Genomic DNA, 13,162 nt, shown 5'->3' with positions numbered 1-13,162 from the left:
AAGTTTGCGGCTTTTTTGCGAATTAGGTAATGGTGCCCACGAAGGGACTCGAACCCCTACACCCGAAGGCACATGGACCTGAACCATGCGCGTCTACCAATTCCGCCACGTGGGCACTGATGCTGCTTGCTGCTATATCTCACTACTTTACTGCGGACTACAACGAAAACAACCCGTTGCTGGTGGTGCCCACGAAGGGACTCGAACCCCTACACCCGAAGGCACATGGACCTGAACCATGCGCGTCTACCAATTCCGCCACGTGGGCATTGTGCTGCTTGTTACTGCAATCTTACTACTTTACTGCGGATCACAACGATGAACAACTCGTTGCTGGTGGTGCCCACGAAGGGACTCGAACCCCTACACCCGAAGGCACATGGACCTGAACCATGCGCGTCTACCAATTCCGCCACGTGGGCATTGTTACTGCTTGCTGCTTGTCGCTGCGTGTTCTGCAGCGAGGACAAAATCATAAGGGCTGGCGCGCATTCGGTCAATCAACATTTTGCACTTTTCTTCAAGAAACATGTTTTTTCGCCTGAAAAGGGCTGTTCCCTATGAAGAAAGGCTGGCTCTGCCTATTTTTTCAGCGTTTTTGCGCAGCTTTTCGTCCGCAGGCATGTCAGGCGAGTTGCTTGCTGGAAGGAGAGGGCTTTTCGCTGCGGAAATGAAAAAAGCCGCAAACTCGTGAAAGTTTGCGGCTTTTTTGCGAATTAGGTAATGGTGCCCACGAAGGGACTCGAACCCCTACACCCGAAGGCACATGGACCTGAACCATGCGCGTCTACCAATTCCGCCACGTGGGCACTGATGCTGCTGTGACTTATTACATTACTGCTCGAGTACTTGTTGCCAAATAACTTAGCAACAATTCTGCTATTATAGCGACTTGAAGAGTTTTGCGCCAGATGAGCTTTCGCTCCATACTGCACATCAACCCTGTACCGCTTTCCTGCAACTGCATTCCCGTGAAGGTTTGTCGCTGCAAGAGACCGAGATTATAGAGCAATATTTGCCGAAGTCAAATGCATTGCGCAGCTTTTCTCCTTTTTTTCATCGGCGGGGCACTTGTTCGGTTTCCGCTACGCTGTCCGTTAGGCAAACCAAGGCGTCCTCCGGTACACTACCGGACATCACCGTGTCAATATTGACGGTGATGTCATCGGTCTTTGTCTTCCGTTTGATCACTGTCAATAACAACTATAGAAATACTTTTGAGCCAAAATACCCACACCATCCCCAGCCGGGAGGACATTCTCGGCATATTCCGCAGCGTCAACGCGCCTCTCGACCCGCAGTCTCTCGGGAAAACGCTGCAAGTGCATGCCGATTCCATGGATGTCCTCGTTCGTCGCCTGAAGGCGATGGAGCGCGACGGCCAGCTCAAGTCTGACGCCAGCGGTGTTTTCAGCCTGGCCGACCAGAGCGCGCTTGTCGCCGGTCGCGTCACCAGCCACCGCGATGGCTTCGGCTTCGTCATTCCCGACGACGCCAGCGCCGACCTGTTCCTGCCTGAGAAAGAAATGCAGAAAGTACTGCATGGCGACAAGGTCATGGCCCGCATCGTCGGCACGGACCGCCGCGGCCGCCCGGAAGGCACGATCGTCGAAGTCACCTACCGCGCCAATACCCACGTCATCGGCCGCCTGATCCAGGAAAACGGCACCTGGGTCGTGGCGCCGGAAGACCAGCGCATCGGCCAGGACATTCTGGTCACCGGTTCGGTTGGCAAGGCAAAGGCCGGCCAGATCGTCAGCGTCGAGCTGACCGAGCAACCGATGCGCTTCAAGCAGCCGGTCGGCAAGATCGTCGAAGTGCTCGGTGCGCTCGACGACCCCGGCATGGAAATTGAAATTGCCGTGCGCAAATTCAACGTGCCGCACATCTTTTCCGCCGCCGCCCTCAAGCAAGCTGAAAAGCTGCCGTTCGAAGTGCGTGCCGCCGACCTGAAAGACCGTGTCGACCTGCGCGACGTGCCTTTGGTGACCATCGATGGCGAGGACGCGCGCGATTTCGACGATGCCGTGTATTGCGAACCCGTCAAGATCGGCCGCGCCAACTGCTTCCGCCTGATCGTGGCCATTGCCGACGTTAGCCATTACGTGAAACCGAACGACGCGCTTGATGTCGATGCGCTCGAACGCAGCACGTCCGTCTACTTCCCGCGCCGCGTGATCCCGATGCTGCCGGAAAAACTGTCGAATGGCCTGTGCTCGCTGAACCCGGCCGTCGACCGCCTGACCCTCGTCTGCGACGCCGTCGTCAGCGACAAGGGCGAGCTGAAGGCTTACCAGTTCTATCCGGCCGTCATTCATTCGGCCGCGCGCCTCACGTATGACGAAGTCGCTGCCGTGCTGGGCAACACCAAGGGTCCCGAAGCGGCACGCCGCGCGGACATCCTGCCGCATCTGCAGAATCTGGAAGCCGTCTACCGCGCTTTGCTGAAAGCACGCACGGAGCGGGGCGCCATCGACTTCGAGACGACGGAAACGTATATCGTCTGCAATAGCGCCGGCAAGATCGAAAAGATCATTCCCCGCACGCGCAACGAAGCGCACAAGATCATCGAAGAGTGCATGCTGGCGGCCAACGTTTGCGCGGCCGATCTGTTGCTGCGTAACAAGCACCCAGGCACCTACCGCATCCACGCCAGCCCGACCAAGGAAAAGCTCACGCAAGTGCGCACCTTCCTGAAACAGGTTGGCCTGAACCTGACGGGCGGCGACACGCCATCGGCATCCGATTACCAGACTCTGATGCAGCAGATCAAGCAGCGTCCCGACGCGGCCCTGCTGCAGACGATGCTGCTGCGCTCGATGCAGCAAGCCGTCTACAGCCCGGACAATATCGGCCACTTCGGCCTGGCCTACGAGGCGTATGCCCACTTCACCAGCCCGATCCGCCGCTATCCCGACCTGCTGACGCACCGCGCCATCAAGGCCATCTTGCAAGGCAAGAAATACGAGCCGAAGCTGTCCGACAAGGTCGTACTGAACACCAACGTGTCGAACGCCACGCGCAAGCAGCAGGCCAAGGACAAGGCCGACGGCAAGCCGAAGAAGACGGACCTGACGATCTGGGACGCGCTGGGCGTGCACTGCTCGGCCAACGAGCGCCGCGCCGACGAAGCATCGCGCGATGTGGAAGCATGGCTGAAGTGCTACTTCATGCAGGACAAGCTGGGCGAGGAATTCACCGGCACCATCACGGGTGTAACCACCTTCGGCGTGTTCGTGCAACTGGACACCCTGTTTGTCGAAGGCCTGGTGCACGTCACCGAGCTGGGCACCGACTACTTCCAGTACGACGATGCGCGCCATGAATTGCGCGGCGAACGCACGGGCAAGCGGTACCAGCTGACCGACCGTCTGACGGTGCAGGTGGCGCGTGTCGACCTGGAAACGCGCAAGATCGACCTGCGCCTGGTGACCGATGCGGAACTGGCGGGCGAAGAAGCGCCGGCCAAGCAAGCTGGCGGCAAGCGCAAGGGCGAAAAGAAATCGATGGTCAAGCCCGGTCCCGCGACCGAGCAGCGCCACGAGATCAAAACCAGCGTCAATGGCGGCGGCAAGGCTGGCAAGGGTTCCGGCGGCCGTTCCAATGGCGCCAAGGCGCAAGCCAAGCCTGCAGCCAAGGCCACCCCCAAGGCCGCCGCGCCGAAGCGCAGCAAGAAACCAGCCGCGGCACCCGCTGCGGCGGCACCAAGTGCAGCAAAAACTGTATCAAAATCAAGCAAGAACAAGCGATAAGCGATAGATAGATAATGAAGAATAAAATGATTTTCGGCTTCCACGCCGTCACCTCGCGTCTGCGTCATGAAGCGTCGTCCGTGGAAGAAATTTTCGTCGATGCCAGCCGCGTCGACGGCCGCATGAAGGACATGATCGCCGCTGCCAAGGCTGCCAACGTGCGCGTCATGCCTGTCGACTCGTCGCGTCTGGACAAGATCGTCGGCACGCGCCGCCACCAGGGCGTGATCGCGTTTGCCTCGCAACTGTCGCTGGCGCGCAATCTCGATGAGCTGCTGGACGCCATCGACGGCCCGCCGCTGCTGTTGATTCTCGACGGCATCACCGACCCGCACAACCTGGGCGCCTGCCTGCGCGTGGCCGACGGCGTCGGCGCACATGCCGTCATCGTGCCGAAGGACCGCGCCGTGGGCTTGAACGCCACGGCCGCCAAGGTCGCCAGCGGCGCCGCCGAAACCGTCCCGTACATCACCGTGACGAATTTGGCGCGCACCATGCGTGAACTGAAAGAGCGCGGCATCTGGCTGATCGGCACCTCGGACGACGGCGAAAAAGGCTTGTACGAAGCCGATTTCACGGGCCCGACGGCCCTCGTCATGGGTTCCGAAGGCGAAGGCATGCGTCGCCTGACGCGCGACACCTGCGATATCCTAGTCAGCATCCCGATGTTCGGCTCTGTCGAGAGTCTGAACGTGTCCGTGGCATCGGGCGTGTGTCTCTACGAAGCCCGCCGCCAGCGGATTGCGCTGGAAGCCTAAAAACGTCCATGGCTGCGTTGCATTGAACGTTTTGCAGCGCTTCCAAAAAATCAGCCGCCGCCCTTGAGGCGGCGGTTGTTTATCTGCCTCTCCGGCAGCACGCCGCCGAATACGCTACCATTTGCGTTCCACCTTATTCATTTTCATTATGTTCCACCACCTGCGCGAAGACATCAACAGCATCATCGAACGTGACCCGGCCGCCCGCAATGGCTGGGAGGTGCTGACCTGTTATCCTGGTTTGCACGCCATCGTCATGCATGGCTGGGCGCACTGGTGCTGGACGCGGCACATGAAGTGGGTGGGGCGCTTCATTTCGTATATCGCCCGCATCATCACGGGCATCGAGATCCATCCGGGCGCCGTCATCGGCCGGCGCGTCTTCATCGACCATGGCTTCGGCGTGGTGATCGGCGAGACGGCCATCGTCGGCGACGACTGCACCATCTACCAGGGCGTGACCCTGGGCGGCACCTCGCTGTACAGCGGCGCCAAGCGTCATCCGACCCTGGAGCGCGGCGTCATCGTCGGCGCCGGCGCGCAGGTGCTGGGCAGCTTCACGGTGGGCGAGTACGCGAAGGTGGGTTCGAACGCCGTGCTGTTGAAACCCGTGCCGTCCGGCGCGACAGCCGTGGGCAATCCCGCGCACATCGTGCAGAAGGATGTCAGCGCCCTGCGCGAGGGCAGCACGGCCCATTTGTTCGCCGCGTATGGCGTCACGCCCAACGGCGACGATCCGCTGTCGAAGGCCCTGCAAGGCCTGATCACGCACGCCGTGGCGCAGGAACAGCGCATCGAAACCATCCTTGCCACACTGAAGGCGGCGGGCATCTGCTGCCAGGCTGTGCCCGAGTGTGATAAATTCGATTCCGAGCAAATGAACAAGCTGGTTGATTAAGGATACAGGCATGACTACAGACGCAAACATAGCTGAAAACGCAGCAGAAAAAAGCACTGACAATCCGAATCTGCTCGACCCGTTCGAGATCCGCGTGTTGGCCGTGCTGGCCGAAAAGGAAGCACTGACGCCGGACAGCTATCCGCTCTCGCTCAACGCGCTGACGAACGGCTGCAACCAGCTGTCCAGCCGCGATCCCGTCATGGCCCTGTCCGAGGAAACCGTCTACGACGTGCTGCAGCGCCTGATGCAGCGCAAGTTCGTCAACGGCATCACGCAGGCCGGCGCCCGGGTCGCCAAGTACGAACACCGCATGCGCATCAAGTGGTCGCTGGAGCAGGACAAGCTGGCCATCCTGACGATTTTGATGCTGCGCGGCTTGCAGACGGCGGGCGAAATCCGCAGCCGCAGCGGCCGCGTACATGAATTCAAGTCCGTGGCGGAAGTGGAGTCGGGCCTGCAGTTCCTGATCGACAAATACCCGCCGCTGGTGGCCAAGCTGGCCGTCGCCCCCGGCGCCAAGGAACCGCGCTACGGCCACTTGCTGGGCGGCGAGGAAGCGCTGGCGCAGATCGAGACGGCGGCAGGCTACGCCGGCGCCGTCAGCGCGCCGCAGCAGGGCAGCCGTGTCGCCCAGCTGGAGCAGGAAGTGCTGCAATTGCGCAGCGACTTCGATGGCCTGGCGGCGCAGTTCGAAGCGTTCAGGAAGCAGTTCGAATAATTTTCGTGGTACGCGCCTATTGGGCCTGCGGGTCGAAGTAGGCGGACCAGGTCAGGCTGGACGCGGCAAGGCCGTGGGCCTTGCCAAATTGCGCCATGGCCTTGCGCGGTTTTGCCAGCCCCGTCAGGGCCACACCCAGGTTGTAATGGGTATGGCTGTCCGTCGATCCCAGCTTGAGCGCCGTTTCCAGCACCTTGACGGCTTCCCCATACTTGCCTTGGTCACACAGCACGGCGCCCAGGCAAGTGATCAGGGCGGTGTCTTGCCGGGCCGCCGGCAAGGCGCTGTGCAACACGGCTTCAGCGGCCGCCATGTGCACCTCCCATTGCCCGGCATCGTCTCCGGCCAGCTGGATATGCGCCTTGCTTGCGGCGATGGCGTCCATCGCCGCCTTGGCCGGGCCAGGAAGCGGATGTGCTTCCGGTTTCATACTCGACGCTGGCGGTAAAATCCCGGTACTCATCGAAGCCCTTGCTGTCCTTGACCGGCAACTCGGCGAGAGTTTCGGCCCATGCTTCCAGCGCCGTATCGGTCGCCGTCTTTCAGGGCCGCACGGTCGATGTGCTGTATCCGCTGCCAAAATTTTTCTTCGTTCATCGTTACTTCCGGGTAAACAGTCCATGCAATCCATCGAGACTGACGCAGGCCAGGCATGCAATGCGGGCGGCGCGGTTGGTCCCGCCTGTGCATCTTGGGCTTGTGTAGAATATCATCTTGCCTGAATACTACGCGCACGGCTTTCCCAAGTGACTATTTGGCAGTCAACGCCACCAACGATACGAATGAACGGCTTTTACGCATGACTTTTTCCTTCCTGTGCCGCTCCTGCGGCGAGACCCACACGGGCATGCCCAGCTTCGGCGCCGACGCGCCATGGATGTACGACCAGATGGCGCCTGCGGAGCGCGAAGCGCGCTGCCAGCTCGACAGCGACGCCTGCGTCGTCGACGCGGAACACTGCTTCGTGCGCGCCACCATCGACATTCCCGTGCATGGCGCTGACGAGCCATTCAGCTGGGGCGTGTGGGTATCGCTGAGCGGCGACAGCTTCGACGCCTGGGATGCCTGCTTCCATGACGCCAAGCGCGCGCACGTCGGCCCTTTCTTCGGCTGGCTCAGCACGCAGTTGCCCGTCTATCCGGCTACCCTGAACCTGAAGACCCGCGTGCACCTGCGCGACGGCGGCGTGCGCCCGGCCATCGAGCTCGAACCGACCGACCATCCGCTGGCCGTGGAACAGCGCGACGGGATCACGCTGGAGCGGGTGGCCGAACTATATGCATTGCTGGTGCATGCCGGCTGACGTCATGGAGGACAGGTAATGACAGGTAAATTTCTGCGCCGTGGCGCCCTCGTCGATCTCATCAAGAGCCAGGAGCGCACGAACGCCCTCCAGAAGCGGGCGGGAGGAATCGCTCACCCCGTGCGGACGGTCTTGTGCGGCTGTCCCGACGTGGACTGCGGCGGCTGGCACCGCATCCTTGCCGAGGCCACGATTCCCTCGGCAGAGCAATGTGTGGCGCTACTGAAGGAAGAAAAAGCCAACCGCAAGCGCCGCTAGCCGGTGGCCGGTAGCCGCGGAGCCTGGCTCGGCCGATCAAGCTGTCCCTGTCAGTCCGCGCATGTTTCCGGTATCATTCGGCATGAATACTATTTCCTTCCAACCGTTTGTTATTGGCGTCGCTGGCGGAAGCGGCAGTGGCAAGTCCACCGTATCCCAACAAGTACTGGCGTCGTTCGGCGCCGACATGGTCTCGGTCGTGATGCAGGACGACTACTACTGCGACCAAACCCATCTTTCCCCAGAAGTCCGGCGTCAGCAGAACTACGACCATCCGCAGGCGTTCGAGTGGCCATTGCTGGTGCAGCATATCCAGGCCTTGCGCAATGGCGAAGCGATCGAGATGCCCGAGTACGACTTCACGCTGCACAACCGCTCCAACCGGACCATACCCGTCAAGCCGGCGCCCGTGATCGTGATCGAAGGCCTGTTTGCCTTGTATGACGAAGACTTGCGCAACATGATGTCGCTGAAGATCTTTGTCGACACGGCCTCCGACGTGCGCTTCATCCGCCGCATGCAACGCGACATCACGGAACGCGGCCGTTCGGTGGAAAGCGTCATCGAGCAGTACCTGGAAACGGTACGCCCGATGCACAAGCAATTCATCGAGCCGACCAAGCGCAATGCCGATGTCATCTTGCCGCATGGCGCGAATGGCCCCGCGGTCGACATGATTACGGCCAAGGTGGCCAGCGTCATCGGCAGGTTGAAACCGGCCGGCTAAACGCCTGCTACGTCAGCGCTCTCCCATCGATTCCGAGAACGTCTTGGTGATCGGTTTCGTCAGGTAGCGCAAGACCGTCTTGCGGCCCGTATTGATTTCCACGGTGGCCGTCATGCCGGGCTGGATCAGGATCGGCTCGCCATTCTTGCCCATCAGATTACGCCCGCTGGTCTTGATCTGCACGCGGTAGTAGGGCTGCTCGTTGCCCTTGTTGTCTTCACTTAAAGTGTCGGCGCTGATGTAGCTGACGGTACCGCGCAGGCGCCCGTAGATGCCGTAGTCGTAGGCGTCCAGTTTGACGGCCGTCGGCAGGCCGGGCTTGATGAAGGCGATGTCGGCCGGTTTGACTTTCGCTTCGATGATCAGGTCATCGTCCGTCGGCACGATCTGCAGGATTTCCTCGCCCGGCTTGGCCACGCCGCCCAAGGTAGTGAGGCGCACGTTGCGCACGATGCCGTCCGTGGGCGCGTAGATGTCCGTCGAGCCCAGCTGCTCCTTGCGCTGCGTGACCGTCTGCAGCACGCCGGCCAGGTCTTCCTGGGCTTTCACCAGGTCCGTCTGGCTATCCTGCAGGTATTTGTTGCGCCGGTTGGTGATCTGCGCCTGGATGTCGACCACCTGCCGCCGCAGTTTCAGCACTTCGGCGCGGCTGACGTCCCCCGTTTCCAGCAGCGGCAAATTCATTTCCAGCTCTTCCTTGATCAGCTTCATGGCGCTTTCCAGCGAGCTCACTTCCGCCTGCACGGCGCCCTGGCGCTTGCTGAACAGGGCCAGCTGGTTGGCGCGAAATTCCGGGAACGCCTGCAGTTCGGGCGGGAACTTCGGCGCGCCGCCAAACACCTCGGCCTGCAGGCGCGCCACGGCCGCCTTCAGGCCGGCTGCCTTGGCCGTGCTTTCCAGGTAGCTCGTCTCGGCCCGCGTGCGGTCGAAACGGGCCAGCAATTCGCCCTTTTTCACCACACTGCCTTCATGCACGCGCAGTTCGGCCAGCACGCCGCCATCGGCTACCTGGATGATCTGGTTGCGCGAACTGGCAATGACCTGGCCGTTGGCGCGCGTGACCTGGTCCAGCTCCGCCCACGAAGCCCAGGCGATGACGCCCGCCAGCGCCGCCGTGCAGCTCCAGATCAGCACCCGGCCCCGTTTCGCTTCCTCTTTCGCTTCGACCTTGGCCAGCTTCATGCGACGGCTCCTTGCGCCAGCGGCGCAGTTGCTGGTGCAGCGACCGGCGTGGGCACGGCCTGCGGCTTGCCCGACAGCTTGGCCAGCACGGCATCGCGCGGGCCGTCGAGCAGTACTCTTCCCGCCTGCAGCACCACCAGGCGGTCGAGCAGGGGCAGCAGGGCGTTCTTGTGGGTGGTGGCGACCATGGTCACGCCTTCGGCCGCCAGTTCGCCCAATAGCCCGACGATGCGCGCCTCCGTCTTCGCATCCATGGCGCCCGTCGGTTCATCGAGCAGCCAGATGCGGGGTTTGGCCAGCAGCAGGCGCGTGACGGCGATCAATTGCCGCTGGCCGCCCGACACGCCGCGCCCGCCTTCGGTAATGCCCAGCGCCAGCCCCCGTGGCTGGCCCAGTATCAGCTCGATCAGGCCCGTGCGTTTGGCCGCCGCCAGGATCGCTTCCTCGCCCGGGTCGGCCAATCCCAATAGCAGGTTGTCGCGCAGGGTGCCGCTGAACAGCCGCGTTTCCTGAGGCAGGTAGCCGACCATTTCGCGCACCACGGCCGGCGCCAGCAGGGCCATGTCGACGTCGCCCAGGTACACCTTGCCTTCGGCCGGCTGGTACAGGCCCGAGGCCAGTTTCAGCAGGGTGCTCTTGCCCGAGCCGATGGCGCCCACCAGGCCGACCCGTTCGCCGGGGAGGATGGCCAGGTTTTCCACTTCCAGCGCCACCTTTTGCGCGCCGCCGTACGTAAAGCGGATGCGTTCGAAGCGCAATCCCGTATCAAGGCTGCGCGGCGTCAGGGCGAACTGCGCGTTGTCGGCCTCGTTGGGCAGGCTGATGACCTGTTCCAGGCCGTCGATCGAGGCGCGCGCGTGCGCCCACTGCACCATCACGGAGGGCAGCTGCACGATGGGCATCAGCGCGCGGTTGCTGATGATGGTGCAGGCCATCAGGGCGCCCATGGTCATCTGGTTCTCGGCCACGAACCACGCGCCCATGGAGATCAGCGCCACGTTGGTCAGCTGCTGGAAGGCGGCCGTGATGTTTTGCGACAGCGCCGCATAGTCGCGGATATTCTGTTCCGCGTGGCTGGTCTCGGCCACCAGTTCGGCCCAGCGCGCCTGCATCATCCATTCGGCGCTGCTGCCCTTGAGCGTTTCCACGCCATCGACGGCTTCCACCAGCAAGCCCGCCTTGCGGTTGCTGGCGTTGAGGTTCTTGCGCGTGTGGCTCTGGATGGCGCGCTGGAACATCAGCCCGCACACGAGGGCCAGAGGCAGGGCCACCAGCGGCACCACCACCAGCCAGCCGCCGATGATGGTGATCATGGCGAGGAAAATCAGGGCGAAGGGCACGTCCGTCAGCACGAACAGCGAGGTGGACGTGAGTACGCCGCGCACCATTTCAAAGCCTTTCACCTGCGCCGCCAGGGTGCCGACGGAAGCGGGGCGCGCCTCCATGCGGATACCCAGCATGCGCTGGAAAAACCACTCGGACAGTTCATGGTCGACGTCATTGCACGAGTGGTCGACGATGCGGCTGCGCACCTGCTTGAGGATGAATTCCAGGCCGATCGACAGCGCCACGCCCACCACCAGCACCCACAGGGTGCTGAAGCTCTGGTTCGGGATCACGCGGTCGTACACCTGCATGGAAAACAGCGAGGTGGCCATGGTCAGCAGGGTCACGAGCGCGGTGGCCAGCACGGCGTCGACAAACACGCTTTTCTTGAGCCACAGGGCCTTGCGCACCAGGTCCAGCGCACCGGGGCGGGCACCGCTTTTTTCGCTGCGGCGCGGCAGGCCCACGCCAGCGAGGCCGGCCAGCGAGGCCAGTTGCAGGGCGCGCCCATCGATGCCTTCTCCGCGCCAGGCGCCGTCCGCGCCGCGCGACTGCAGCAAGCCCCAGCCTGTGCTGGCGCTGTAGACGGCAAACGGCAGCTCGCCCGGCGTCGGCTCGTGCAGCGGGCGCGCCGCGCCTTCCAGGCCGGCCGCCTGCCAGATGGTGGTCAATACCGTGCTGGGCGCGCCATTGTCGTCGACGTCGTCGAGCTGGCGCTGCAGGTCGGCCAGGCGCGCTCTAGCGACGTGCTGTCCTGTCAGGCGGGCGGCCCGTTCGATGAGTGTCAGCAAGCCATGTTTGATGGAGGTATCCACGCTGTCTCCTGTGTGCATCATGTCGGTGTCAATTCGCGCGCGCCAGGCCTGCCGGCGTCGTGCGCCCGGCCAGGGTGCCCGTCTGCGCGGCCAGGCGCAGGCTGGCGGCAATCGCCTGCGCGCGCGTGTCTTCCAGCGAAAAGCGCGCCTGGGTTGCTTCGCGCACGGCGTTGAGCACGTCGTTCCAGCTCTTGCGGCCGATCACGTACTGGCGCGCATACGATTCGAATACCTGCGTCGAGGTGGTGCTGGCTTCGCCCGCGTTGCCCAGGCGCTGGCGGCTCGCTTCGGCCTCGTTCCAGTCCAGGGTGAAACGCTCGCGCACGTCGCGCTCGGCCGCATCGTGCGCGGCGCGCGCGCCTTCGCGCCGGGCAACGGCCGCGTCCACGCCGGCCTTGGCCGACAAGCCGGCGCCCGGCTGCGCTTGCAGCACCAGCATGGCGCGCGTGCTGTTGTCGGCATTGATGCCGCCGCCCGTGGGCTTTTCCATGCGCAGCACCACCTTCGGCATGTAGGCCGAGCGCTGCATGGTGATCTCGGAATCGGCTGCCTGCGCCTCGAAATCGAGGCGGTGCAGGGTAGGGGAGTAGTCGATGGCCTGGCGCATGACCCGATCCAGGCTGGCGTCGGGCAGCGGTTCGCCCACACCGATGCCGGCGGCGGTGACGAGGCGCACGGGTTTGCCTGCCAGCTGCGACAGCTGCGCCAGCGCATTTTCCTGCGCCTGGCGGGCATTCGACACGTCATTGGCCGCCTGGTAGGCGCGCGACTCGGCCAGGCGCTGGTCCGTTTGCGAACTGACCGACTGGGCCACGCGGCGCTTGATCATGTCCAGCAGGCGCTGGTGTTCGGCAAGACCCTCTTCGGCCGAGCGCATGCGGGCTGTCTGGCGCAGCGCTTCCGTGTAGGCGGCGATCACGCGCAGCGAGAGGGTCAGGCGTTCCTCTTCTATGGCCGCGCCGGCCGCGTCGACCCGGCTGCCGGCCGCATCGATGCCCGCGTTGATGCGACCGCCGCTCCACAGCGGCTGCTCGATGCGCACCACGCCGCCCGTTTCACGCGAACCTGCGGGAACTTCGGCCGACAGGCTGGGGAAGCGCTGCCACTGCGCGCCATCGAGGTCGGCGCGCGCGGCCGCCTGCGCCGAGCGCTTGCCTTGCACGGCGGGATGGTTTTGCAGCGCCTGCTGCAAGACCTGGTCGAAACTCCAGGCGGTGGCGCCCTGGGCCTGGGCGAAGGAGCTGATGGATGCCATGGCCATGGCCGCCAGCAAGGCCGCGCCACGTGGCAGTACAAACAATGCTGGGAAACCGCGTAATCTCATCCCGTATTTTTCCGGCACCAGGCCTGAAGCATTTCAAGGTAGGGGCGGGAGCGCGCTGCTGCACGCTCCCGCTGCCGTGCCAGGCGCGGCGCCTGGCT

At 63.2% G+C, this 13,162-nt stretch carries 12 protein-coding genes and 4 tRNA genes; 8 read left to right on the top strand and 8 right to left on the bottom strand.

Translation table 11 applies throughout. The features are described from left to right. Positions 1-30 precede the first annotated feature (30 nt). The 3 genes from GYK42_RS13500 to GYK42_RS13490 form a co-directional block, all read right to left on the bottom strand. Positions 31-115, bottom strand: a tRNA-Leu gene (locus tag GYK42_RS13500). Positions 116-183: 68 nt separating this feature from the next. Then, positions 184-268 (bottom strand) — tRNA-Leu (locus GYK42_RS13495). A 69-nt stretch (positions 269-337) separates the two neighbouring features. After that, positions 338-422: transfer RNA gene (locus tag GYK42_RS13490), tRNA-Leu, on the bottom strand. 107 nt (positions 423-529) lie between these two features. On the opposite strand from GYK42_RS13490, the gene GYK42_RS13485 reads away from it, so the two are divergent. Further along, the gene (locus GYK42_RS13485) at positions 530-694 is read left to right on the top strand and encodes a hypothetical protein (RefSeq protein WP_166447911.1); all 165 of its coding nucleotides are present in this window, start codon (positions 530-532) and stop codon (positions 692-694) included. Between the two features lie 30 nt (positions 695-724). Here GYK42_RS13485 and GYK42_RS13480 read toward each other — a convergent pair. Then, positions 725-809: transfer RNA gene (locus GYK42_RS13480), tRNA-Leu, on the bottom strand. A 408-nt stretch (positions 810-1,217) separates the two neighbouring features. On the opposite strand from GYK42_RS13480, the gene rnr reads away from it, so the two are divergent. From rnr to GYK42_RS13460, 4 genes are all read left to right on the top strand, one after another. Further along, positions 1,218-3,752 carry a ribonuclease R gene (gene rnr, locus GYK42_RS13475; RefSeq protein ID WP_166447910.1) on the top strand — a complete coding sequence of 845 codons (2,535 nt, stop codon included), beginning with the start codon at positions 1,218-1,220 and terminating at the stop codon, positions 3,750-3,752. Between the two features lie 14 nt (positions 3,753-3,766). After that, positions 3,767-4,510 (top strand): 23S rRNA (guanosine(2251)-2'-O)-methyltransferase RlmB, encoded by a 744-nt coding sequence (gene rlmB / locus GYK42_RS13470; RefSeq protein WP_034756912.1) that lies wholly within the window; start codon positions 3,767-3,769, stop codon positions 4,508-4,510. Positions 4,511-4,658: 148 nt separating this feature from the next. Then, complete coding sequence (gene cysE / locus GYK42_RS13465) at positions 4,659-5,408, top strand: serine O-acetyltransferase (protein ID WP_166447933.1); 750 nt, start codon at positions 4,659-4,661, stop codon at positions 5,406-5,408. Between the two features lie 10 nt (positions 5,409-5,418). After that, positions 5,419-6,129, top strand: coding sequence for a YceH family protein (locus tag GYK42_RS13460; RefSeq protein WP_046684714.1), 711 nt, complete (start codon positions 5,419-5,421; stop codon positions 6,127-6,129). 16 nt (positions 6,130-6,145) lie between these two features. On the opposite strand, the gene GYK42_RS13455 is transcribed toward GYK42_RS13460, so the two are convergent. Then, entirely contained in the window at positions 6,146-6,559 is a 414-nt protein-coding gene (locus GYK42_RS13455; protein WP_205711391.1) for a tetratricopeptide repeat protein, read from the bottom strand. Between the two features lie 369 nt (positions 6,560-6,928). On the opposite strand from GYK42_RS13455, the gene GYK42_RS13450 reads away from it, so the two are divergent. The 3 genes from GYK42_RS13450 to udk all read left to right on the top strand — a co-directional run bounded on the left by GYK42_RS13450 (position 6,929) and on the right by udk (position 8,417). Further along, complete coding sequence (locus GYK42_RS13450) at positions 6,929-7,432, top strand: DUF2199 domain-containing protein (protein WP_166447909.1); 504 nt, start codon at positions 6,929-6,931, stop codon at positions 7,430-7,432. 18 nt (positions 7,433-7,450) lie between these two features. Beyond that, complete coding sequence (locus GYK42_RS13445; protein ID WP_166447908.1) at positions 7,451-7,690, top strand: hypothetical protein; 240 nt, start codon at positions 7,451-7,453, stop codon at positions 7,688-7,690. An 82-nt stretch (positions 7,691-7,772) separates the two neighbouring features. Beyond that, complete coding sequence (gene udk / locus GYK42_RS13440; RefSeq protein ID WP_166447907.1) at positions 7,773-8,417, top strand: uridine kinase; 645 nt, start codon at positions 7,773-7,775, stop codon at positions 8,415-8,417. A gap of 12 nt (positions 8,418-8,429) precedes the next feature. Here udk and GYK42_RS13435 read toward each other — a convergent pair whose 3' ends face one another. From GYK42_RS13435 to GYK42_RS13425, 3 genes are read right to left on the bottom strand one after another with little or no spacing between them, the layout of a single operon-like run. Next, positions 8,430-9,599, bottom strand: coding sequence for an HlyD family type I secretion periplasmic adaptor subunit (locus tag GYK42_RS13435; RefSeq protein WP_166447906.1), 1,170 nt, complete (start codon positions 9,597-9,599; stop codon positions 8,430-8,432). Beyond that, positions 9,596-11,740: an ATP-binding cassette domain-containing protein gene (locus tag GYK42_RS13430; RefSeq protein WP_205711390.1), complete on the bottom strand. Its 2,145-nt coding sequence runs from the start codon at positions 11,738-11,740 to the stop codon at positions 9,596-9,598. Before GYK42_RS13430 ends, GYK42_RS13435 begins: the two co-directional genes overlap by 4 nt. A gap of 28 nt (positions 11,741-11,768) precedes the next feature. After that, positions 11,769-13,040 carry a TolC family protein gene (locus tag GYK42_RS13425; protein WP_058048543.1) on the bottom strand — a complete coding sequence of 424 codons (1,272 nt, stop codon included), beginning with the start codon at positions 13,038-13,040 and terminating at the stop codon, positions 11,769-11,771. Between the last annotated feature and the right edge of the window lie 122 nt (positions 13,041-13,162).

This window comes from Janthinobacterium lividum (assembly GCF_011601275.1).
Lineage (GTDB): Bacteria > Pseudomonadota > Gammaproteobacteria > Burkholderiales > Burkholderiaceae_D > Janthinobacterium > Janthinobacterium lividum_E.
This window is presented reverse-complemented; position numbering and strand designations above follow the sequence as displayed.